At 58.9% G+C, this 21,167-nt stretch carries 21 protein-coding genes; 13 read left to right on the plus strand and 8 right to left on the minus strand.

Features of this window, described 5'->3' with window-relative positions; genetic code table 11:
* Positions 1 to 152: 152 nt before the first annotated feature.
* The 7 genes from ACR0C3_RS14430 to ACR0C3_RS14460 all read right to left on the minus strand — a co-directional run bounded on the left by ACR0C3_RS14430 (position 153) and on the right by ACR0C3_RS14460 (position 6,757).
* Positions 153 to 995 (minus strand): fumarylacetoacetate hydrolase family protein, encoded by an 843-nt coding sequence (locus ACR0C3_RS14430; RefSeq protein WP_480759081.1) that lies wholly within the window; start codon positions 993 to 995, stop codon positions 153 to 155.
* A gap of 101 nt (positions 996 to 1,096) precedes the next feature.
* Positions 1,097 to 2,599: an aldehyde dehydrogenase (NADP(+)) gene (locus ACR0C3_RS14435; protein ID WP_480759083.1), complete on the minus strand. Its 1,503-nt coding sequence runs from the start codon at positions 2,597 to 2,599 to the stop codon at positions 1,097 to 1,099.
* Between the two features lie 12 nt (positions 2,600 to 2,611).
* Positions 2,612 to 3,724, minus strand: coding sequence for a fumarylacetoacetate hydrolase family protein (locus ACR0C3_RS14440; RefSeq protein ID WP_480759084.1), 1,113 nt, complete (start codon positions 3,722 to 3,724; stop codon positions 2,612 to 2,614).
* 1 nt (position 3,725) lies between these two features.
* A complete protein-coding gene (locus ACR0C3_RS14445) occupies positions 3,726 to 4,556 on the minus strand; it encodes an amidohydrolase family protein (RefSeq protein WP_480759085.1) in 831 nt (276 codons plus the stop codon).
* A complete protein-coding gene (locus ACR0C3_RS14450) occupies positions 4,553 to 4,981 on the minus strand; it encodes an RbsD/FucU family protein (protein ID WP_480759086.1) in 429 nt (142 codons plus the stop codon). Before ACR0C3_RS14450 ends, ACR0C3_RS14445 begins: the two co-directional genes overlap by 4 nt.
* Positions 4,971 to 6,023, minus strand: coding sequence for an aldo/keto reductase (locus tag ACR0C3_RS14455; RefSeq protein WP_480759088.1), 1,053 nt, complete (start codon positions 6,021 to 6,023; stop codon positions 4,971 to 4,973). The genes ACR0C3_RS14450 and ACR0C3_RS14455 overlap by 11 nt, the downstream gene beginning before the upstream one ends.
* Positions 6,020 to 6,757, minus strand: a complete 738-nt coding sequence (locus ACR0C3_RS14460) for a GntR family transcriptional regulator (protein ID WP_480759090.1) — start codon at positions 6,755 to 6,757, stop codon at positions 6,020 to 6,022. Before ACR0C3_RS14460 ends, ACR0C3_RS14455 begins: the two co-directional genes overlap by 4 nt.
* 83 nt (positions 6,758 to 6,840) lie before the next feature.
* On the opposite strand from ACR0C3_RS14460, the gene ACR0C3_RS14465 reads away from it, so the two are divergent.
* From ACR0C3_RS14465 to ACR0C3_RS14480, 4 genes are read left to right on the plus strand one after another with little or no spacing between them, the layout of a single operon-like run.
* Positions 6,841 to 8,394 carry a UxaA family hydrolase gene (locus tag ACR0C3_RS14465; protein ID WP_480759362.1) on the plus strand — a complete coding sequence of 518 codons (1,554 nt, stop codon included), beginning with the start codon at positions 6,841 to 6,843 and terminating at the stop codon, positions 8,392 to 8,394.
* A 41-nt stretch (positions 8,395 to 8,435) separates the two neighbouring features.
* Complete coding sequence (locus ACR0C3_RS14470; RefSeq protein ID WP_480759091.1) at positions 8,436 to 9,962, plus strand: sugar ABC transporter ATP-binding protein; 1,527 nt, start codon at positions 8,436 to 8,438, stop codon at positions 9,960 to 9,962.
* A complete protein-coding gene (locus tag ACR0C3_RS14475; protein WP_170378165.1) occupies positions 9,959 to 10,966 on the plus strand; it encodes an ABC transporter permease in 1,008 nt (335 codons plus the stop codon). The genes ACR0C3_RS14470 and ACR0C3_RS14475 overlap by 4 nt, the downstream gene beginning before the upstream one ends.
* Positions 10,967 to 11,006: 40 nt before the next feature.
* The gene (locus ACR0C3_RS14480; protein ID WP_170689178.1) at positions 11,007 to 11,951 is read left to right on the plus strand and encodes an ABC transporter substrate-binding protein; all 945 of its coding nucleotides are present in this window, start codon (positions 11,007 to 11,009) and stop codon (positions 11,949 to 11,951) included.
* A gap of 92 nt (positions 11,952 to 12,043) precedes the next feature.
* Here ACR0C3_RS14480 and ACR0C3_RS14485 read toward each other — a convergent pair whose 3' ends face one another.
* Entirely contained in the window at positions 12,044 to 13,090 is a 1,047-nt protein-coding gene (locus ACR0C3_RS14485) for a LacI family DNA-binding transcriptional regulator (protein ID WP_170378168.1), read from the minus strand.
* Positions 13,091 to 13,242: 152 nt separating this feature from the next.
* On the opposite strand from ACR0C3_RS14485, the gene ACR0C3_RS14490 reads away from it, so the two are divergent.
* The 9 genes from ACR0C3_RS14490 to ACR0C3_RS14530 all read left to right on the plus strand — a co-directional run bounded on the left by ACR0C3_RS14490 (position 13,243) and on the right by ACR0C3_RS14530 (position 21,123).
* Positions 13,243 to 13,425: a hypothetical protein gene (locus ACR0C3_RS14490; RefSeq protein WP_170378170.1), complete on the plus strand. Its 183-nt coding sequence runs from the start codon at positions 13,243 to 13,245 to the stop codon at positions 13,423 to 13,425.
* A gap of 26 nt (positions 13,426 to 13,451) precedes the next feature.
* A complete protein-coding gene (locus tag ACR0C3_RS14495) occupies positions 13,452 to 14,597 on the plus strand; it encodes a TRAP transporter substrate-binding protein (protein WP_170378172.1) in 1,146 nt (381 codons plus the stop codon).
* A gap of 115 nt (positions 14,598 to 14,712) precedes the next feature.
* Entirely contained in the window at positions 14,713 to 15,228 is a 516-nt protein-coding gene (locus tag ACR0C3_RS14500) for a TRAP transporter small permease (RefSeq protein ID WP_170378174.1), read from the plus strand.
* Between the two features lie 11 nt (positions 15,229 to 15,239).
* On the plus strand, positions 15,240 to 16,568 hold the full coding sequence (locus tag ACR0C3_RS14505) for a TRAP transporter large permease (protein ID WP_480759093.1): 1,329 nt from the start codon (positions 15,240 to 15,242) through the stop codon (positions 16,566 to 16,568).
* 10 nt (positions 16,569 to 16,578) lie between these two features.
* Complete coding sequence (gene hisD, locus ACR0C3_RS14510) at positions 16,579 to 17,886, plus strand: histidinol dehydrogenase (RefSeq protein WP_170549840.1); 1,308 nt, start codon at positions 16,579 to 16,581, stop codon at positions 17,884 to 17,886.
* Positions 17,887 to 17,927: 41 nt separating this feature from the next.
* Entirely contained in the window at positions 17,928 to 18,650 is a 723-nt protein-coding gene (locus ACR0C3_RS14515) for an SDR family NAD(P)-dependent oxidoreductase (protein WP_480759094.1), read from the plus strand.
* Complete coding sequence (locus ACR0C3_RS14520; RefSeq protein WP_480759095.1) at positions 18,647 to 19,627, plus strand: zinc-dependent alcohol dehydrogenase; 981 nt, start codon at positions 18,647 to 18,649, stop codon at positions 19,625 to 19,627. Before ACR0C3_RS14515 ends, ACR0C3_RS14520 begins: the two co-directional genes overlap by 4 nt.
* Before the next feature lie 11 nt (positions 19,628 to 19,638).
* Complete coding sequence (locus ACR0C3_RS14525; protein WP_170378184.1) at positions 19,639 to 19,929, plus strand: UxaA family hydrolase; 291 nt, start codon at positions 19,639 to 19,641, stop codon at positions 19,927 to 19,929.
* 12 nt (positions 19,930 to 19,941) lie between these two features.
* The gene (locus ACR0C3_RS14530; protein ID WP_170549834.1) at positions 19,942 to 21,123 is read left to right on the plus strand and encodes a UxaA family hydrolase; all 1,182 of its coding nucleotides are present in this window, start codon (positions 19,942 to 19,944) and stop codon (positions 21,121 to 21,123) included.
* Positions 21,124 to 21,167 lie beyond the last annotated feature (44 nt).

Below are 21,167 nucleotides of genomic sequence, written 5' to 3' on the forward strand. Positions count from 1 at the left end.
GCGCTGTTCCGCGACAGCCAGCGTGACAAACACGCCGAGGCACCACAGGCCGCAGAATAAACCAACCAAAACACAAACAATCAAAGCGCCGCCCAAAAGGGCGGCGCTTTTTTTGTTGATACAATGGCGTCCGATAGAAAGGACGCTATCGGTTACCCGGCTACGACACTCTGTCGTTGCACACCCAACCCTTCGATCCCTAGCTCCATTTGGTCGCCTGGCTTCAGATAGGTTTGAGGGTTCTGCCCCATACCCACGCCCGGAGGTGTCCCGGTCGAGATCACATCGCCCGGTTGCAGTGACATAAATTGCGACAGGTGCGAGATCACCATCGCAACACCGAAATGCATCGTTCTGGTCGAGCCGTCCTGATACCGGTGCCCGTTCACCTCAAGATACATCGGCAGGTTCTGCGGGTCGGGCACCTCGTCGCGCGTCATTAACCAAGGTCCGATGGGGCCAAACGTGTCGGCGGACTTGCCTTTGACCCACTGGCCCGAGCGGTGCAGCTGAAAATCACGCTCGGACAGGTCGTTGACGACGCAATACCCAGCAACGTGATCCAATGCTTCTTCTTCCGAGATATACTTGGCCTCCTTCCCGATGACGACGCCCAGTTCGACCTCCCAATCGGTTTTGACCGAGCCGCGCGGAATTTTGACGGTATCGTCCGGGCCAATGATCGCCGAGGTGGCTTTGAAGAAAACCACCGGCTCTTGCGGCAGGTCCATACCGCTTTCGGCGGCGTGATCTGCGTAGTTCAGACCGATGCAGATGAACTTGCCCACCTGACCTACGCAAGCACCGATACGGGGTGAGCCGTCGACTTTGGGCAGGCTTGCGGGATCCATTGCCCGCAATCGCGCAAGCGTTTCATCCCCCAGTGCTTCGCCGGATATGTCGCTAACCTCCCCCGAGAGATCGCGGATCGTACCTTCGGCATCCAGCAGCCCAGGTTTCTCAGCGCCCTTCGGGCCATAACGGAGCAGTTTCATATTGAGTTCCTTCGTTGCTTGGATCGTTAAGCCGCCGTTAAGGGCAACGGCTGTTCGGTGGTATTTGTGCTAACGTTGCCCGCAAGGTGCATCCGGCAGCGCTAGACATCCTCGGGAAGCAGGTCAGCGGGGATATCCTGATAGCAGACCGGCCGCAGGAAACGACGGATCGACAGGGTTCCCACCGATGTCGCGCCGAAATTCGTCGATGCCGGGTAGGGGCCGCCATGAACCATGCTGTCGCAGACCTCGACCCCTGTGGGGAAGCTGTTGGCCAGCAAGCGCCCGGCTTTACGCTCCAGCAGTGGCATCAACGCCTGTGCGTCGGACTTGTCGCCGGGGTCCAAATGCAAGGTGCAGGTCAGCTGGCCTTCGATGGCGCGCGCAATCTGCTGCATCTGAGCCGTGTCGCGGACGCGGACGACGATGCCGAGCGGGCCAAAGACCTCCTCCTGCAGTTTGTGATCGGCCAGCCAGTCATCGCCGGACACCGTGAACAAGTAGGGGGCCGCATTACGCGTCGCGCAGCTGGTACCCATGATCTGAGTGACTCCGGTGCCCGCTGCGACACGCGAAACGCCCTGACGGTAGGCGTCGGCGATACCATCGGTCAGCATGGTTTGCTCGGCTATAGCGGACAGGCCAGCTTCGGCGGCGGACTGGAACACATCTGCCTCGGGGCCGTCAATGATAACCGCGATACCGGGATTGGTGCAGAACTGCCCTGCTCCCATGGTCAAAGAGCCAGACCAGCCGGTCCCGATCTCAGTCCCGCGTGCGGCGGCGGCTTGCGGTAGGATGAACATCGGATTGACCGAGCCAAGCTCACCGAAGAACGGGATTGGTTCATTTCGTTGCGCGCACAGGTCGAACAGGGCGCGACCACCAGCGAGGCTGCCTGTAAACCCTACCGCCCGGATCAGAGGGTGCTGCACCAGACGTGTTCCCACGTCCCGCTTGCCGCCTTGCACCAAAGAGAACACACCGGGATTGACGCCTGTCGCCTTGATAGAAGCATCAATGGCCTGCGCGACGATCTCACCCGTACCCGGATGCGCCGAATGGCCCTTGACCACGACGGGGCAACCTGCGGCCAACACGGCCGCCGTATCGCCTCCCGCGACCGAGAAGGCCAGCGGGAAGTTAGACGCGCCGAACACAGCCACAGGTCCCAGAGGACGCTGGATCATGCGCAGGTCGGGGCGGGGCAGGGGCGCGCGATCAGGCATGGCCGGATCGTGGCGCATGTCCAGATAGTCGCCCGCCTCAATGTGATCGGCGAACAAACGCAACTGACCGACGGTACGGCCACGTTCGCCTTGTAAACGGGCCTCGGGCAGGCCGGTTTCTTGCTTTCCGATTTCAGTGATCGCATCGCCGCGTGCATCAATCTCATCTGCGATCTTTCGCAGCAAAGCGGCCCGCTCGGCACGTGTCGACCATCCGAATGAGGCAAAGGCTTGCTCGGCGGCGTCTACGGCACGGTCGACCAATGCGGGCGTACCCACAGCAAAGTCATGGCTGGGACCATGAGCAGGTTCCGATGCAAAAGTAGCGTCTGCGCCGACCCATTCGCCAGCTATCAGGTGTTTTCCGGTTAACATGTTGGTTCTCTCTTAAAGCAGGTCGCGTTGGGCGAGGTTTCGCATCAGGTGTGAGGCCCCGAAGGTCCATTCAGGGCATTCCGTGGACAGGCGCACCGTGTTTGTCAGCGCCCCAAGCTGGCTGTTGGCGATGGTGACGATATCGCCCAGTTTATGTGTAAAGCCGCCTCCGGGCGTGTCACGGTCCTGGGTTGGGGCAAAGAGCGTGCCCAGAAACAACATCAGCCCGTCCGGGTATTGGTGATGGCGTCCAATGGTCTGTTTCACAAGATCCGCCGGATCGCGGCTGATCTGGGACATCGAAGACGCGCCGTTCAGAACAAACCCATCGGGCCCGGTGACGGTCAGTGTCAACTCGGCCTTTCGCACATCGTCGAGGGTGAAGCCATTATCGAACAGCCGGATCATCGGCCCGATCGCGCATGACGCGTTGTTGTCCTTGGCCTTGCTGAGCAACAGGGCCGAGCGCCCCTCGACATCGCGCAGGTTCACATCGTTGCCCAAGGTCGCGCCCTTGATTTCGCCGCGAGAGGTTACGGCCAGAACCACCTCAGGTTCGGGGTTGTTCCAGGTGGAAATCGGGTGCAACCCGATATCCGCATCCGAGCCGACCGAAGACAAAACCTGCGCTTTGGAGAATACCTCGGCATCCGGTCCGATCCCGACCTCGAGGTACTGGCTCCAGAGACCTTCTTCGATAAGCGCCTCTTTGACCTTTGCGGCCTCGTTCGAGCCGGGTGTGATATTTGACAGGCTGTCGCCAATCCGCGCACCGATGCGCGACCGTATCGCCTCAGCTTTGGCTGGGTCGCCTGCGGCCTGTTCCTCGATTACGCGCTCGACCATCGAGCCGGCAAACGTCACGCCGCAGGCTTTTACCGCTTGCAGGTCGCACGGTGCGAGCCACTGGTGATCCGCGTCAAACGGGCCAAGGTCTTCGCCTTGCACCGCGCGGACATAATCGGCGGCATCGTCCCGCTCAAGAATATCCCGAACGGTTGGTGCGGTTTTCGATGTGATGTCGACCACGCGGCCATCGCGCAGGGTCACAATGCAGGGGCCAATCCCAGCGCGCTCAATACGTCCGAGCCACAGCCCGTTGGAGTCCAGATTTGGTAGAGTCATATCAATCCCTGAGGTTATAGGCGCGCGCGGCGTTGCCACCCATCACGGCATCGCGTTCGGAGCTGCTGAGTTGGCTGAGCAAAACGCCCGTGGTTTCCAGCCAGCGTTCGTAGCTGCTGGCCAAGGTGCAAACGGGCCAATCGCTGCCCCAGATTAGCCGCAACGGGCCGAAGGTGTTCAGCAGGTGGTCCACGTAGGGGCGCAGATCATCGACGGTCCAATCGGATGCGGCTTCGGTGACAAGACCGGACAGTTTACACCATGCGTTGGTCTCACTAGCCAGCGCTGCCATATCCGCGGCCCAACCCTCGAGTATTGCGTCCCGGATCAGCGGCTTGGAGCCGTGATCAATGACGACCTTCATATTCGGATGACGGGCCAGCAGCTTTCTGAGCGGTCCCAGATGCTGCGGCAAGGTCAATGCGTCAAACGTCAGACCCCGCGCTGTAAGTTCGGCAAAAGCGGGGGTCAGAGCGTGGCCCAGCATCCAGAGCGGGTCGGCAATATCTTGAATCATCGGACGCAAACCGACCATTGCCGGGTGCGTATCCAATGCAGCGATTTGGGTCGCCGAATCCGGGGCTTCGAAATCGATCCACCCCACAACACCTTTGATAAATGGGGTCTCGTCGGCCAGTGACAGCATGTATTCCGTCTCAGCCACCGTTGGTGCCGCCTGCACCAGCACGGTGCCTTCAATTCCAACGTCTTTCAGCATCGGGGCCAGATCATCGGGGGTAAAGTCGCGGTAGATCACGTCCAAGTCAGGCGTCAGCCAGCCATAGTCCCCCCGCGCCACGGCCCAGAAGTGCTGATGAGCGTCAATCCTCATGCGATCACGCCCTTTTTCAGGATGATATTGCCATAGAGCCTACGCTCGCCCGTTTGAACGATGGCAAATGCGTTGGCCGCTCGTTCGTAGAATGCGAACCGCTCAAGCCCCCGTACCTTGGCCGGGTTGTCCGCTGTCGCGTCGATGATGTCCTGAAAATCGGCGACGGCTTCGGGAATTGCGTCCGGATCACCGACCACCTGCATGGTCAGGGCCGGGTCAGTCACAAATGTATCCAGAGGCATCACGGACAGCACAGCCCGCAGCACTTCACTGGCGGTTGAGCCATCCGCCCGGATACATTCCGGGCCGGTGCTTGTGCCGGGAAAATTCGCATCCGCGATCACGATTTCATCACCGTGTCCCATGGCTCTGAGCGCATGTAGCAGGCTGGGCGACAGAATGGGGTCGATGTTACGCAGCATCGGCGGCCTCACTCGGAAGCGGTGCATCCGGTCGGATCAGCCCCTCGGAGCGCAGATCAGACCAGAGGCCCGGGGGCACTTCCCGCTCTAGCAGGGCCACGTTGGATTGCACCTCGGCTGCGCTGACGGCACCCGGCACGACTGTTTTGACGCACGGATGGCCCAGAACAAATTGCAGGGCCGCCGCGATCAGAGGGGTGTCATGCGCGGCGCAAACGGCCTCGAACTTACGGACGCGCGCCAGTATCTCCTCGTGCGCATCAGCGTAGTTGTATTTTGCACCCGGCACGGCTCCGGTTGCGAGGATGCCGGAATTGTAGGGCCCACCCAGAATGATTCCCACGTCGCGCTTTTCACAGAGGGGCAGGAAGCTGTCCAATGCTTCTTGCTCAAGCAACGTGTAGCGACCGGCCAGCAGAAAGCCGTCGAAATCACCCAGACCCAGCAGCTTTTCACACACCTGCCATTCGTTAACACCTGCGCCGATGGCGGCAATCTCTCCGGCCTCGCGCAGCTCAACCAGTGCCTTGTAGCCGCCACCGTCGAACAGCTCACGCACCTTGGCGTCGGACATTTTCTGGCTGCCCTGGCTGAACACGCAGACGTCATGCACCAGAAGGATGTCGGCATTTGCGACCCCGATCCGCTCACGGCTGGCCTCGTAGGACCGCATCACCCCGTCATAGGTATAGTCGAACACGATCCGTTTTTGCGGAACGTCCACAAATGCTTCGGGCGTGACCTCATGGGGTTCGCAATCCAGCAGCAGACGCCCGATCTTGGTGGACAGCTGGATGTTCTCGCGTCCAAAGCGAGCAATCGCCTCGCCAAAGCGGCGCTCGGATCGCCCAAGCCCGTATTGCGGTGCGGTGTCAAAGAAACGGATACCCGCATCATAGGCGGCCTGAAGCGCGGCCTGCGCGTCTTCATCCGACACTTTGCGGTACAGGTTTCCCAGCGGGGCACCGCCAAATCCCATCCGGGTCAGCGGAACGGGCCGCGCAGTGCGGTTATTGAGCAATTCTGTCTGTGAAACGGTCATCCTGCCTCGCTATGCGACTGTTGGGTGAGGTTGAAAAGGTGGGGTTTTTGCTGCTTGAGTTCCTCGATACGCGGCATCAACTGCCCCAAGTGGACACGCATGGCGTCCTGAGCGGCCTGTTCGTTGCGGCTGCAAATCGCGTCAAAAATGGCTTTGTGTTCCGCCAGTGTTTCCGCAATCCGGCCGGGGGTCGGCAACAGCAGCATCCGCGCCCGGCTCACTTGAAGGGAAACGTTCTGCGCAACGTTGGCGAGGCGGCGAAAGCCGGTGAAGTCCATCAGCATGCCGTGAAACTCTTCGTCGGCCTGATAGAAGCCGGGAATATCGTCATCTTCGATCAAAAGCTCTTGCAGGCGCATATTGCGGCTGAGACGTTTGCGCTGATCTTCGGTCAGGTCGCGCGTCACCTTGGCGACGGTTGCCAGTTCGAGTGCCTCGCGCAGGAAGGCGCCTTCGCGGATTTCATCCATCGAGAAATAGGACACGCGCGTCCCCGATTGCGGGACCACATCCACCAAACCTTCAGACGCAAGCCGGGCGATGGCGTCCGCAACAGGCGCGCGTGACACGCCTAAACGCTCGCAAACCGGGGCCTTCCGAAGATTCGCGCCTGGTGGAAAGTCCAGCGCCAGAATCGCCGTTTTCAAAGAGTGGTGAACCCGCTGAGCCAGCGATCCTTCGGTGGTCGTAATCTCGGGCAGGAGAGAGGCATCAATATCTTGGAGCTTGTTCATAACCAGGATTTAACATTCTAACATGTTAGTTGACAAGACAAGATCTACCACTTAGCAACATGGACCAAGCAAGCGGGGAAGTGATGCAAGCACACGACGGCATAAATGTTCTGGAAAGGGCGGCGCGGGACGTCGTTCAGCTTAACCCTGATGACAATATTGTTATTGCCCTGCGTGACTTGCAGGCGGGCGAGCAGCCGTCACATGTGCCGACACCTCTGACCTCGCAAGTGGCCCGCGGGCACAAGATTGCGACGATGCCGATTCGGGCTGGTGAAAACGTGATACGTTACGGCCAGATCATCGGTCAGGCCAAAAGCGACATCGCACCGGGTGCGCACATCCATGTCCACAATCTGGGGATGGGCGCGCATCAACAGGACTATGCGCATGCCAGTGCCAATGCTCCGCTTCCGACGCTGCCCGCAGATCGGACGTTTGACGGGTATCATCGTGCCGATGGGCGGGTAGGGACCCGCAACTATATCGGTATCTTGACCAGCGTGAATTGCTCGGGCTCGGTTGCAAGGTTCATTGCCGAGGCGGCCGAGAAGTCTGGGCTCCTGGATGATTTCCCCAATGTCGATGGGGTAGTGCCGATTGTGCATGGCACGGGCTGCGGCATGTCCGGCAAGGATGAAGGCTATGCCACCTTGTTCCGAACATTGGCCGGTTACGCTCAGCACCCGAATTTCGGGGGTATCCTGCTGATTGGTTTGGGCTGCGAGGTCATGCAGGTCGCAGACCTTGTCGGAGGACGCCCGATCCGCCCCGATGGTGCGTTGCGCTACATGACCATCCAAAACGAGGGCGGCACGCGCCGCACGATCGAACGCGGTTTGGATGAGCTGCGGGGGATAGCCGAACTGGCGAATCAAGCCGAGCGCGCGCCCGCGCCCATCAGTGCAATCACCGTTGGAATGCAATGCGGTGGATCAGACGGGTATTCCGGGATCACGGCCAATCCGGCCGTTGGGTATGCTTCGGATCTGCTGGTGCGCCACGGCGGAACAACGATCCTGTCCGAGACATCTGAAATCTACGGGGCGGAGCATCTTTTGACCCGCCGTGCCGAGACCATCGAAGTGGGCGAAAAGCTCATAGAGCGTATCCACTGGTGGGAAGACTATACCGAGCGCAATGGCGGCGAGATGGACAACAACCCAAGCCCCGGTAACAAGCGCGGCGGGCTGACGACCATTCTGGAGAAATCGCTGGGCGCTGTCGCCAAAGGCGGCACGGCACCGCTGCGCGACGTCTACAAATTCGGTGAGAAGGTGGACAAACATGGGTTCGTCTTCATGGACAGCCCCGGATTTGACCCATGCTCGGTCACGGGGCAGGTGGCATCAGGTGCGAACCTGATTGTGTTCACCACCGGACGTGGTTCGGTGTCAGGCTATCAGCCGACACCCTGCATAAAACTGGCGACCAACTCGGAAATGTATGCCCGGATGGCAGACGACATGGATCTGAACTGCGGCGACATCGTCACCGATGGCGTCAGCATCGAAGCCAAAGGCGAAGAGCTGTTCGAGATACTGATCCGTGTCGCCTCGGGCGAGAAAACCAAAAGTGAAGAACTTGGCTTTGGGGGCGTGGAGTTCGTCCCTTGGCAAATCGGCGCGGTGATGTAAGCCGCACCGCCCTTGGGGAGAAGGGCAGAATGGGAGGAGAAATGACGAAACTGGTCGACATGACGGGGATTGATAAGCACTTCCCCGGTGTGCATGCGCTGAAATCCGTGCAGTTCGATCTGTTTCCGGGTGAAGTTCACGCGCTGATGGGAGAGAACGGTGCCGGGAAAAGCACGCTGATGAAGATCCTCTCGGGTATCTATCAGCGCGACGGCGGCGATCTGGTGATCGAAGGGAAATCCGTTAGCCCAACCACCCCGCGCGAGGCACAGGATCTGGGCATTGGCATCATCCATCAGGAACTGAGCCTGATGAATGACCTGACCGTCGCGCAGAATATCTTCATCGGACGCGAACCGCGCAAAAGCTTTGGTCGTCTGGACGAAGCCGCGCTGAATGCGCAAACAGCCGATATCTTCGCCTCGATGAACCTGAACCTCGATCCCAAGGCGCTGGTCGGCAGCCTTACCATCGCAAAACAGCAGATGGTCGAGATCGCCAAGGCTTTGTCCTTCCGGTCGAAAGTTCTAATCATGGACGAGCCGACCGCAGCTCTGAACGACGCCGAAATCGCCGAGCTCTTCGTCATCATCCGCCGCCTCAAGTCTGAGGGTGTGGGCATCGTCTATATCAGCCACAAAATGGACGAGCTGAAGCAAATCTCGGACCGGGTCACGGTCATGCGCGATGGGGAATATGTGGGCACGGTGGGTGCCGCAGAGACCCCGATCAGCCAGATCATCGCAATGATGGTGGGGCGCGAAGTGAATGAGGAGCCCTTGGACGTGCCCGATCTGGGCGATGCTGAGGTTTCGTTGCAAGTTACGGGCTTGAACCGCAGCAAAGAAATTCAAGATGTCAGCTTTTCGGTTCAGAAAGGTGAAATACTTGGCTTTGCCGGTCTGATGGGCGCTGGCCGAACTGAGGTCGCGCGAGCGATCTTCGGCGCTGATCCAAGTGATGCCGGTGAAATCCGGGTGCATGGTCAGGTGGTCTCGATCAAATCGCCAACCGACGCGGTGAAGGCTGGGATCGGGTATCTGTCCGAAGACCGCAAGCATTTCGGCCTAGCCACGGGGATGAATGTCCGGGACAATATCGCGCTGGCCTCGATGGATCTTTTCACAAGCACTGGCGGCGTTCTGAACGACAGTGAGATCAGTACCACCGCCAAGGGCTACATCGCACAGCTGGGCATCCGAACACCATCGGATGTGCAAGAGGTTCGGCTGCTCTCGGGGGGTAATCAGCAAAAGGTTGTCATCGCCAAATGGCTGCTGCGCGATTGCGATATCCTGATCTTCGATGAACCCACACGGGGCATCGACGTGGGCGCAAAATCCGAAATCTACAAATTGCTCGAGGAGCTGGCAGAGCAGGGCAAGACGATCATCGTGATCTCGTCGGAATTGCCCGAGATCATGCGCCTCAGCCACCGCATCGCCGTGATGTGCGAAGGCCGGCTGACCGGCATTCTGCCCGGCGGAAAAGACACCACACAAGAAGACATCATGCATCTGGCCACGCAACGGGCGGCGGCGATGCAGGTAACGGGGACAATGCAATGACCACAGCTACGGATATCGACAAGAAAAAACCCCTCGGGGGCTTGTCGGAAAGCGGCGCCTACCAGAAAATGCTGGCCTTCGCGAGCTTGATCGCGCTGCTGATCGGCTTTTCGATCGCATCGCCGAACTTCATGCAAACCTCGAACATGATTGCGATTTTGCAGGCGACCTCGGTCAATGGAGTGCTGGCGGTTGCCGCGACTTTGGTGATCATCACCGGCGGGATCGACCTGTCGGTGGGCACGTTGATGACCTTTTGCGCGGTGATCGCGGGGGTGGTGCTGACCTATCTGGGCATGCCGTTGCTATTGGGTGTCGCGGCTGCAATCGCGGCGGGCGCGTTCTGCGGCCTGTGTTCGGGGACCTTCGTCGCCAAAATGAAAATCCCACCCTTCATCGCCACCCTCGGCATGATGCTGATCCTCAAGGGGCTCTCTCTGGTGATTTCGGGGACGCGACCGATCTACTTCAACGACACGCCGGGCTTTGACCAAATCTCGCGCGGGTCGCTGATCGGAGAGGTTTTCCCCGCACTGCCCATCCCCAATGGCGTGCTGATTTTGTTTATCGTCGCCATCGCCGCCTCGTATATTCTGAGCCGTACAGTTCTGGGTCGCTATACCTTTGCGCTGGGGTCGAACGAAGAGGCGGTGCGTTTGTCGGGCGTCAACACCGATATGTGGAAGATCCGCATCTACGCACTGGCTGGGGCTATCTGCGGCATCGGCGGCATCCTGATCGCCTCGCGCCTTAACTCAGCCCAGCCTGCTTTGGGCCTTGGGTATGAGCTGGAGGCTATTGCGGCGGTTGTCATCGGCGGCACGTCGCTCTCGGGCGGTCGCGGCACGATCCTTGGCACATTGATCGGCGCCCTGATCATGGCGGTTCTAACCAACGGGCTGCGCGTCCTGTCCGTCGCGCAGGAGTGGCAGACCGTTGTCACCGGCGCGATCATCATTCTGGCCGTCTATGCCGACATGGCACGGCGCAAGAAATCCGGCTGAATAATCTAAAGACAAAACGACCAACTGTGGAGGAGAAAACATGTTTTCACGTCGTTTCATTCTGGGGGCGCTGAGTGCGGCCACCCTGGCAGGTCCCGCCTCGATGGCAGCTGCCGAAGAAATCTATATCCCGCTGGTGTCCAAGGGCTTCCAGCACCAGTTCTGGCAGGCGGTGAAGTCCGGCGCAGAGCAGGCGGCGGATGAGTTTGATGTCACCATCACCTTCGAAGGCCCTGACAACGAAACCATGGTGGACCGTCAGATCGATATGCTGGCGGCTGCCTTGGCCAACAACCCCAAAGCCATCGGATTTGCCGCGCTGGACAGTCAGGCGGCGATCCCGCTGCTGAAACAGGCCAATGACAAAGGCATTCCGATCATCGCCTTCGACAGCGGCGTGGACAGCGACATCCCGCTTTCGACCGCGACCACAGACAACCTTGCAGCGGCCGGTCTGGCAGCGGACAAGATGGCCGAGAAGATTGGCGGCAAGGGTAAGGTTGCCGTTGTAGCGCATGACCAGACCAGCCGCACAGGAATCGACCGCCGCGACGGGTTCGTCAACCGTATCGCCGAGAAATACCCGGACATCGAAGTCGTCACGGTTCAATACGGTCAGGGCGATCACCTGAAATCGACCGAGGTGACCAAGGCAATCCTGACGGCAAACCCGGATCTGAATGGTATCTTCGGCACCAACGAAGGCTCAGCTATCGGCGTTGTGAATGGCGTTCAGGAACTGGGCACCGAAGGTCTGGTCATTATTGGCTATGACAGCGGCAAGGCACAGAAAGATGCGATCAAAAGCGGTCTGATGGCGGGTGCGATCACGCAGAACCCGGTTGGTATCGGCTATGAAACCGTCAAAGCTGCCGTTTCGGCCCTGAACGGTGAAGAAGTACCGACCCTGATCGACACGGGCTTCTACTACTACGATGCCTCGAATATCGACGACCCGAAAATCTCGGCCGTTCTGTACGACTAAGACCATCCACTCACGAAAACCTGTCCGGCCTGCCCTTTCTAGGTGGGCCGGATGCTTTAGAGGTAGCTCGTGTCAACTAGTGGCCATGGGTCCTAGGCCTGGGGTGCAGGCCCGAGTGACTCGCGTATCTTTGTCGTGGCTTCGAGCTGTACACTTGACCCCGCATCCTCACCTTTGCGCAAAGCGACCAGCATACGAGCGGCCCCTTTACCCATGTTTCGATGAGGAACATGAACCGTTGTCAGGGTCGGTGTTACGATCTCTGCTATTTCAATGTCATCAAACCCGGTGATGGACACATCTCTCGGCACTTCAAGGCCCATTTTCCGGGCCTGCCTCAGAGCACCGGCGGCAAGAACATCGTTGCCACATAGGATTGCAGTGGGTCTCGGGTCCAATTCCATCGCCGCCTCAAGGGCGCGCGCTCCGTTGTCGATCGAGTAGGGCGTTTCGATGACGTGCAGGTTGTCGACATCAAGGTTCCGAGACAGCATCGCTTGTTCTACGCCCTCACAGCGCAACCGAGCCCGGTCATTGCCGTCCCTCTCTGCCGTGACAAAGGCAATGGCGCGATGTCCCAGGTCGAGTACCTGCTCGGTCAGCGCCTGCATCGCGCTTCGGTTGTCGAACCCGATGGACAGGTGCGTTTGGTCAGGATCATAGACCCAGGCGACTACACACGGGATCCGTTGTTTCTTCAGGAAATCGTAAACCTGTGGGGTCCGGTCAAAGCCAATCAGCAAGAGCGCATCCGCACCGCGTGCCACGAGGCTGCGGATCTGCTCTTCTTCAAGCTCAGGGTTATATGAAGAGCTGGCGACAAGGAGGGTTATGCCATGCCTCTGAAGTTCTTCCTGAAAAGCTTGGAGGCCACGTGCGAAGATGGCGTTTTCCATCGTCGGTATAATTGCGCCAAAGGTTCTGGTGCGTTTGGCGGCAAGGGCCTGAGCCCCGAAGTTCGGTGTGTAGCCAAGTGTTTTGACTGCGCTGAGGACCCGTTCTCGGGTTTTCTCGGACACCATCTTAGGATTGTTGAGGCACCTCGAAACAGTGGCCGTGGAAACGCCTGCACGCTGCGCAACGTCTTCCAGTGTCGGTGACGCCCGGCTTGGCTCGTCTGGAAATGGTGCCTTCGTCATCTACCTAACTACACTCGTGGCTTTGGCGCTCCATTTGCGCCCTTCGGAATGCGGGGTCAACTAGGGTGTCCTTCTAGGTACAGTGTAAGCGCTTGCAATGCAAAATGTAAGCGCTTACAGTGACCTCGAATCGGAGAAGGGGGGATTTGGCAATGTTCATTTTCGCGGCCATTGCGCTTTTTCTGGCGTTCCTGATCAACGTCGTCGCGGGCGCATTTGGCTACGGCCAATTCCTGGGCGACGTCGGAGAGATGGTGTTGCTCTTCGCGGCATCGCTCGCATTCGTTGTCGTCACGCTTAGGAAAGAGGCGGCTGCAAAATCAAAAAAACAATAAATGACATGACCCATAGGGAGGAAAACATGGATCGTGAAAAGCAGGAATTGACTTCGGCTTCACGCCGGAACTTCTTGAAGCTGGCAGGAAGCGGTAGCTTCACCGCAGCTCTGGTTGCAGGCGCTGCGGGGACCTTGTGGTCCAGCGAGGCCGCGGCACAGACCGCCAAGGAAGAGCGTGAGCGCGAGGATGCAGCGGAATTCACGATGACCCTTGCGACAGCGTATGTCTTGGGTGCGTCGCGCAGCTATCCGATCATGCAGCTGGACCTGAAGGAAAACATCCAGAACGCCACCAATGGCAAGGTCTATGTCAAGCTGGCACCAGGTGGTCAGCTCGGGGCAGGTGGTGCCTTGGTGCAGGCGGTGCAGGCTGGCACCATCCAATGCGCACAGCATTCCCTGTCGAACTTCGCGCCCTATGCGAGCGCGGCTGACCTGATCAACATGCCCTATTTCTGTGGCTCGAACCAGCGCTTCACCAACCTAGTGACCTCGGATGCGTGGAAAGCCGAAGTACACCCCAAGATCGAAGCCGCAGGTTTCAAGGCGCTTTTCTACATCAATATCGACCCACGTGTTGTGGCCGTGCGCAAGGGCGGAAACGCCGTAATCACGCCCGGCGACATGGCGGGGGTCAAGTTCCGCGTGCCCGGCTCGAAAATGCTGCAGCAATACTATCGAATGGTGGGCGCGAACCCGACACCGGTGGCCTGGGGCGAAACGCCTTCGGCGATCAAACAGGGCGTGGCGGATGCTCTTGACCCGTCGGTTGGGGCGCTCTTTGTGTTTGGTTTCAAGGACATCCTAAGCCATGTCACCTTTACCCAGGCGGTGCCGGACAGCCAGATTTACTCGATGAATCTGGAATGGTTCAATTCGCTACCCGCAGATGTGCAGGAAGGCATCGAGTTCGCGGGCGAGCTGACCTCGCATCAGAACCTGGCCAAAGTTCCATCTGCGCGCACCTACGCAATGGCGGAATTGCGCAAAGCGGGTGTCGAGTTCCACAGCCTCAGCGAGGATCAGCTGGCAGAATGGAAAGCCGCTGGTGGATACCAACTGTCCGATTGGGACGAGTTCAAGGTCGAGCTGGCCGGTTCCATGGACAACTTTGCCAAGCTGGAAGAAGCGGCTGGCACGAAAGGACGCTACTACGTTCACGATGCTTGATACGCCTCGTCGCGTTTCAGGGGCGGCATAGTTTCTGGCCGCCCCAAAAATCTGACAACAACTTGGAAATCCGGCTGCCGGCTGCCCTTGAGGTGCCGGTGAACGGGAGGATTGCATGCAACGAATACTGCAAGAACTGAACCGGAATGCCGAGCGCTGGCTGCTGCTCGTGTTCTACACGATGCTGGTGGCGACTATGTTCATCGAAGTGCTTCGGCGCGAGTTGTTGTCCTATTCCTCGATCTGGGGCGAAGAAATCGTCCGGTACTCGTTCATCTACCTCGCATGGATCGGCGCTGCAGCTGCGGTTCGTGAACGCGGACATATCCGCATTGACGTGATCATGCACTATGTCAGCCCGCGGATTAAGGCGCTACTCTATCTTTTTGGGGATTTTGTGATGGTCGCCGTGTCGGTCGTGGCGCTCTACTATTCCTACGAAACAGTCCACGTTTCCGCGAAATTCGGATCTGTCACAGACGGTCTGCGTATCAGCCGCGTGTGGTTCCTGATGGCCGTTCCAATCGGTTTCGCACTGGTTCTGCTTCGCCTCTTCCAATCCATCCTCCGCGACATCGCGGACCTTCGTGCGGGTCGCCCCGTCTACGAAGGTGACAAACTGTTCGACTGAGGGGGCTGGACATGCTTTGGAACCAACTCGATCAATCCGTTGTCCTCGGCTGGGATTTTTATGGCCCGGTCATCCTGTTCGTCGTCCTTGTCGCACTTGCCGTTCCCGTCTGGGCCGCCATCGGTTCCGCCGCGATCGTGATGCTTGTCTGGTCGGGGGCTCTGCCTTTGAGCCTCGTCGGGGAAAAGCTGTTCTCTGGGATCGACTTTTTCGCGCTGACGGCTGTGCCGCTGTTTATCTTAACGGGCGACGTCCTCGTCAGAACCGGGCTCAGTCGAAAATTTCTTGATGTGGCCGAGGCTCTAACGCAATTCGCCAAGGGCGGCTTTGGATCGGCCACGGTGCTTGTCTGCGGTATGTTCGCCGCGATTTCGGGCTCGGACGCCGCAGGGGCCGCAGCTGTTGGCCGCATGACGATCGACCGACTGGTCGAATCCGGCTACCCCCGGCCATATGCCTGTGCTCTTGTTGCTGCGGGTGCCTGTACCGGTATCCTGATCCCTCCATCGATCGCATATATCATCATCGGCCTTGTTTTGGGGATTTCTGCCTCGACACTGTTTCTGGCCGCTCTGATCCCTGGCATTGCGATCCTGCTGTCCATTCTTGCCACCAACATCATCATGAACCGCCTCAAGGGCTGGGAAGGTGGTGGCAACATCAGTATGGGCGAATACTTCTCGCGGCTAGGCAAAGCCCTGAAGTCAGGTTGGTATGCCTTTCTGGTGCCCGGCATCATCTTCTACGGCATCTTTTCGGGTCGACTGACGCCGACCGAAGCAGGCGCTACTGCCGTGGTGGTCACCATTGTTATGGGGTTCATCCTGCGCACTCTGAGCCTGAGCGATTTTCCAGCGATGCTGGTCAGTTCAGCCAAGGTGAACGGGGTCATTCTGCCGATCATCGCCTTTTCGGCCCCTTTGGCTGAAGCACTGGCCATCATAGGTGTTCCGCAGGGCTTCGTGGCAGCCGCCACCTCGGTCAGTGACGAACCGCTTGTCCTTATCCTGATGATGGTCGGTATTCTGATCGCAGCGGGCTGCGTGATGGAGACGACGCCGAACATCGTGATCCTCGCGCCGATCCTGAAGCCTCTGGCGGATGACATCGGCATGAACGAGATCCAGTTCTGCATCATGATGATCACAGCTTTGGGCGTTGGTTTTATCACGCCACCCTTGGGGCTGAACCTTTTCGTGGTCGCGGGAATAACGGGCGAGTCGATCCTGAAGATCGCTTATCGCGCCATTCCGTTCGTCCTGTTCATGCTGATCGTCACCCTGTTCATCGCTTACGTGCCGACGATCTCGACCGTTCTTCTGCCAGATATTTACAAATAGGAAGCAATCAATGCCGAGAGAATATCTCAAAAAAGCGACGCTGACCTCGAAAAGCGATGCTTCGGAAACCAAGAAAATCGTCCGCGACATTCTTGATGAAATCGAGGCCGGCGGGGATGAGGCAGCCATGGCCTACGCCCGGAAGTTCGATAATTACGATGGCGAAATCCTGTTGTCACCTGAGGCTATCGAGGCTGCCTCGGCCCTTGTGCCTGAGAAGCTAAAGCAGGATATCCAGTTCAGCCATGCCAACGTCAAGAAGTTCGCCGAGGCGCAGTTGGGCACGGTCAAAGACTTTGAAACTGAGGTCGTGCCTGGCTTTATCGCGGGGCAGAAGGCAATACCGGTGGATGCTGCAGGCTGCTATGTGCCCGGCGGGCGGTATAGCCATATCGCAAGTGCGATCATGACCGTCACCACAGCGAAAGTCGCCGGGTGCAAGCATATCGTCGCTTGTTCTCCACCACGCCCCGATGTGGGTATTGCGCCTGCTATCATCTATGCGGCGCATATCTGTGGGGCAGACAAAATCCTGGCCATGGGCGGTGTTCAGGGCGTTGCAGCGATGACGTTTGGTCTGTTTGGCTTGCCCAAGGCCAATATTCTCGTAGGTCCGGGAAACCAGTTCGTGGCTGAGGCGAAGCGGATGCTGTTCGGCCGTGTCGGCATCGACATGATTGCTGGCCCGACCGACAGCCTGATCCTGGCCGACAAAACAGCCGATCCGATGGTGGTTGCAGCCGATCTCGTAGGTCAGGCCGAGCATGGTTATAACTCGCCGGTTTGGCTGGTCACCGATGACCGCGCCCTGGCCGAAGAGGTCATGCGGCTGGTGCCAGAACTGATTGCCGATCTGCCAGAAGTGAATCGCGACAATGCCACCGCCGCTTGGCGCGATTACGCAGAGGTCATCCTGTGCGCGGACCGAGAGGAAATGGCGGCAACTTCCGATGCTTACGCCCCCGAACACCTGACCGTTCAGGCGGAAGATCTGGAGTGGTGGCTGGATCGCCTCAGCTGCTATGGCTCGTTGTTTTTGGGCGAAGAAACCACCGTGGCCTTTGGCGACAAGGCGGCGGGAACGAACCACGTCCTGCCGACCTCTGGGGCGGCCAGCTACACAGGTGGCTTGAGTGTGCACAAGTACATGAAAATCGTGACCTGGCAGCGCGCGACCCGTGAAGGTGCCAAGCCCGTCGCTGAAGCGACCGCACGGATTGCACGCCTCGAAGGCATGGAAGGCCACGCACGCACCGCTGACATCCGCCTGAAGAAGTACTTCCCAGACGAAGAATTCAACCTGACGGCGCAAGGCTAGAACACTTGTCTTCCTCACGACTATTCAGCGTTGACGGCCGCGTGGCCGTTGTGACCGGGGCCAGTTCTGGCCTCGGACAACAAGCGGCAACGATCTTGGCAAAGTCCGGTGCAAAGGTGGTGGGCGTCGCCCGCCGCGCCGAGGCCTTGTCAAGCTGGGCCGATGAGATGGGCGCAAACGTTGCCGTCGTCGCTGGCGATGTGGCCGATCTTGAAAAACAACCGGAGCTCGTGCGCGAAATCGCTGCTCCGTTCGGCGCGCCGGATATTCTTGTTCACGCTGCAGGCCTCAACCCAAGATTGCCAGCCGAGGACCTGTCACCAGACATTTGGAACGCGACCCTTGCAGTCAACTTGTCCGCCCCGTTCTTCCTGAGCCAGGCCTTCGTCTCGGCCATGAAGGCAAAAGGCTGGGGGCGGATTATCAACTTTGCCTCGCTGCAGTCCTTTCGGGCCTTTCCAAATGGTCTTCCCTATGGCGCTTCAAAGGGCGGCGTGGCCCAGATGACCCGCGCCATGGCCGAAGCGTGGTCCTCTGCGGGGATCAATGTGAATGCAATTGGTCCGGGCTTTTTTGAGACCGAATTGACTGCGGCGGTCTTTGCTGATCCCGAACGCGCGGAACGTAACGCAGCTCAAACTTGCATTGGCCGCAACGGGGCGCTCGGAGATCTCGATGGGCCTCTGCTTTTTCTTTGTTCAGAAGCCTCTCGCTACGTGACCGGCCAACTCCTGATGCTGGATGGAGGGTTCACCGCAAAATGAAAGCTCTTGTTTATACCGACGTTCAGGCCCTGTCTTACGAAGAGACCAGGGACCCAACCCCACAGCTGGGCGAGGCGCTGATCCGGGTGGAAAGCGTGGGCATCTGTGGCTCGGACATGCATGCCTATCTGGGTCACGACAACCGTCGCCCGGCCCCTCTTATCCTTGGGCACGAGGCGGCTGGCACCATCGTGGACGGACCTCGAGCAGGTGAGCGTGTGACGATCAACCCTCTGGTCAATTGCGGTGCCTGTCCGGCCTGTGTTTCCGGACGTGAAAACCTGTGTCCGACGCGGCAGATCATCTCGATGCCCCCGCGCGAGGGCGCCTTTGCCGAGCTTGTACGCATCCCCGAAGCCAATCTGGTCACGGTTCCTGATGATGTGTCGCTGGCCAAAGCAGCACTGGCCGAACCCATCGCCGTTGGTTGGCACGCGGCCCGGCTTGGCGTTGAGGCGCTGCATCCATCGGAACCTCGCCACGCGCTTGTCATTGGTGGTGGCGCAATTGGAGTGGCCGCCGCTTTATCCCTGCAAGCGATGGACTTTGAGGAAGTTGTAGTCGTCGAGAGAAATGACATCCGGCAAGAATACCTCTCCTCCACCTGCGGGATGCAAGTCGCCAAGGAGGTTCAGGACGAGTTCCCTGTTGTTGTCGACGCTGTTGGATTTGCGGCAACAAGGGCGGCTGCTTCTGCAGCTGCCAAGCCCGGAGGTGTGGTTCTGCACATCGGGCTGGGTGAAGATACAGGCGGTCTGGATGTGCGTCGCATGACGCTGCAGGAAATCACCTTTATCGGCACATACACCTATACCGCACAAGATTTCCGCGACACCTCCGCCGCCATGTTCGAGGGCAGGCTGGGCGCACTGGACTGGGTGGAAAGCCGCCCGTTGTCAGATGGCGCGCACGCCTTCGAGGACATTCTGGCAGGGCGCGTCGCGGCCCCGAAAATCATTCTAAAACCTGACGCCTGAGGAGACTACAAATGGCTGAAATCCCCCACTTGCTCGTCCACGAACATGCCGACAATGTCGGTGTTGTCGTGGTCGAGGGCCTGACGGCCGGCACCGATATGCTGGTCTGCGTAACCCATGACAATTCGACCTTCCGCCTGACATCGGGCGCTGATGTGCCGATCGGCCACAAGATCGCGCTGAAAGACTTCAAGGACGGTGATACCGCGATCAAATACGGCGAGGATATCGGCAAGATCATTGCGGACATTCCCAAGGGTGGCCACGTCCACACCCACAACTGCAAAACGAAGCGCTGGTAAGGAGCCCTCTTCATGGCACTCGATTTTAAAAATATGTCTGTGCATGCTTACCGTCGTGAGAATGGCCGTGTCGGCGTTCGAAACCACGTGGTTATCCTACCGGTCGACGATATCTCGAACGCGGCGTGCGAAGCCGTTGCCAATAACGTCAAAGGCACACTGGCCATCCCGCATGCTTATGGCCGCCTGCAGTTTGGCGCGGATCTGGAACTGCACTTCCGGACCATGATTGGAACAGGGGCGAACCCCAATGTAGCCGCTGTTGTCGTTATCGGCATTGAGCCCGGTTGGACCAAACGGATTGCCGATGGCATTCGCGAAACTGGCAAACCGGTCGCTGAATTCTCGATCGAGCAGAAGGGGGACTTTGAAACCATCCGTCAGGCCAGCTGGGCCGCGAAGGAATTCGTGCATCTGACCTCGGAATACCAGCGCGAGGAATGCTCGCTGAATGAGCTGTGGATCTCGACCAAATGCGGTGAGTCCGACACCACCACCGGTCTGGGGTCCTGCCCGACGGTTGGCAATATGTACGACAAGCTGCTGCCCGAGGGCATCACCGGCTTTTTCGGTGAGACCTCGGAGATTACCGGCGCTGAACACATCTGTCAGAAACGCGCGATCAATGAAGAAGTTGGCGAGCGCTGGTACAAGATGTGGAAGGCCTATCAGGACGACGTGATCTTTGCGCATCAGACCGATGACCTGTCGGATTCCCAGCCGACCAAGGGCAACATCGAAGGCGGTTTGACCACGATTGAGGAAAAAGCCTTGGGTAACCTCGAAAAGATCGGTCGGACCTCGCAATATATCGACATCCTCGATGCCGCCGAAGCGCCAAGCTCGGGCGCGGGGCTTTACTTCATGGACAGCTCCTCGGCCGCGGCGGAATGTGTGACCCTGATGGCGGCCGGTGGCGCAGTTATCCACACTTTCCCCACGGGTCAAGGCAATGTGGTGGGCAATCCGATTGTTCCGGTTATCAAGATCACTGCGAACCCTCGGACCGTGCGGACGATGGGAGAGCACGTGGACGTCGACGTTTCGGGTATCCTGCGCCGGGAACAGACCATTGACGAAGCGGGCGATGCCTTGATCGACATGATCCGCCGCACAGCTAATGGCCGCAACACAGCCGCCGAAGCGCTTGGCCATCGCGAATTCTCGATGACCAAGCTCTATCGCAGCGCCTAGGTCGGATAGGGGCGGCGCAAAGGTGCCGCCCCAACCAAAGACAA

It is taken from the genome of Ruegeria sp. CK3 (assembly GCF_056536565.1).

Coding starts and splice junctions, on each gene's coding strand:
- ACR0C3_RS14450 (WP_480759086.1), bottom strand. CDS start 4,981: ATGCTGCGTAACATCGACCCCATTCTGTCGCCCAGCCTGCTACATGCG.
- ACR0C3_RS14460 (WP_480759090.1), bottom strand. CDS start 6,757: ATGAACAAGCTCCAAGATATTGATGCCTCTCTCCTGCCCGAGATTACG.
- ACR0C3_RS14480 (WP_170689178.1), top strand. CDS start 11,007: ATGTTTTCACGTCGTTTCATTCTGGGGGCGCTGAGTGCGGCCACCCTG.
- ACR0C3_RS14430 (WP_480759081.1), bottom strand. CDS start 995: ATGAAACTGCTCCGTTATGGCCCGAAGGGCGCTGAGAAACCTGGGCTG.
- ACR0C3_RS14445 (WP_480759085.1), bottom strand. CDS start 4,556: ATGAGGATTGACGCTCATCAGCACTTCTGGGCCGTGGCGCGGGGGGAC.
- ACR0C3_RS14465 (WP_480759362.1), top strand. CDS start 6,841: ATGCAAGCACACGACGGCATAAATGTTCTGGAAAGGGCGGCGCGGGAC.
- ACR0C3_RS14530 (WP_170549834.1), top strand. CDS start 19,942: ATGGCACTCGATTTTAAAAATATGTCTGTGCATGCTTACCGTCGTGAG.
- hisD (WP_170549840.1), top strand. CDS start 16,579: ATGCCGAGAGAATATCTCAAAAAAGCGACGCTGACCTCGAAAAGCGAT.
- ACR0C3_RS14485 (WP_170378168.1), bottom strand. CDS start 13,090: ATGACGAAGGCACCATTTCCAGACGAGCCAAGCCGGGCGTCACCGACA.
- ACR0C3_RS14440 (WP_480759084.1), bottom strand. CDS start 3,724: ATGACTCTACCAAATCTGGACTCCAACGGGCTGTGGCTCGGACGTATT.
- ACR0C3_RS14475 (WP_170378165.1), top strand. CDS start 9,959: ATGACCACAGCTACGGATATCGACAAGAAAAAACCCCTCGGGGGCTTG.
- ACR0C3_RS14500 (WP_170378174.1), top strand. CDS start 14,713: ATGCAACGAATACTGCAAGAACTGAACCGGAATGCCGAGCGCTGGCTG.
- ACR0C3_RS14435 (WP_480759083.1), bottom strand. CDS start 2,599: ATGTTAACCGGAAAACACCTGATAGCTGGCGAATGGGTCGGCGCAGAC.
- ACR0C3_RS14505 (WP_480759093.1), top strand. CDS start 15,240: ATGCTTTGGAACCAACTCGATCAATCCGTTGTCCTCGGCTGGGATTTT.
- ACR0C3_RS14470 (WP_480759091.1), top strand. CDS start 8,436: ATGACGAAACTGGTCGACATGACGGGGATTGATAAGCACTTCCCCGGT.
- ACR0C3_RS14455 (WP_480759088.1), bottom strand. CDS start 6,023: ATGACCGTTTCACAGACAGAATTGCTCAATAACCGCACTGCGCGGCCC.
- ACR0C3_RS14520 (WP_480759095.1), top strand. CDS start 18,647: ATGAAAGCTCTTGTTTATACCGACGTTCAGGCCCTGTCTTACGAAGAG.
- ACR0C3_RS14525 (WP_170378184.1), top strand. CDS start 19,639: ATGGCTGAAATCCCCCACTTGCTCGTCCACGAACATGCCGACAATGTC.
- ACR0C3_RS14495 (WP_170378172.1), top strand. CDS start 13,452: ATGGATCGTGAAAAGCAGGAATTGACTTCGGCTTCACGCCGGAACTTC.
- ACR0C3_RS14490 (WP_170378170.1), top strand. CDS start 13,243: ATGTTCATTTTCGCGGCCATTGCGCTTTTTCTGGCGTTCCTGATCAAC.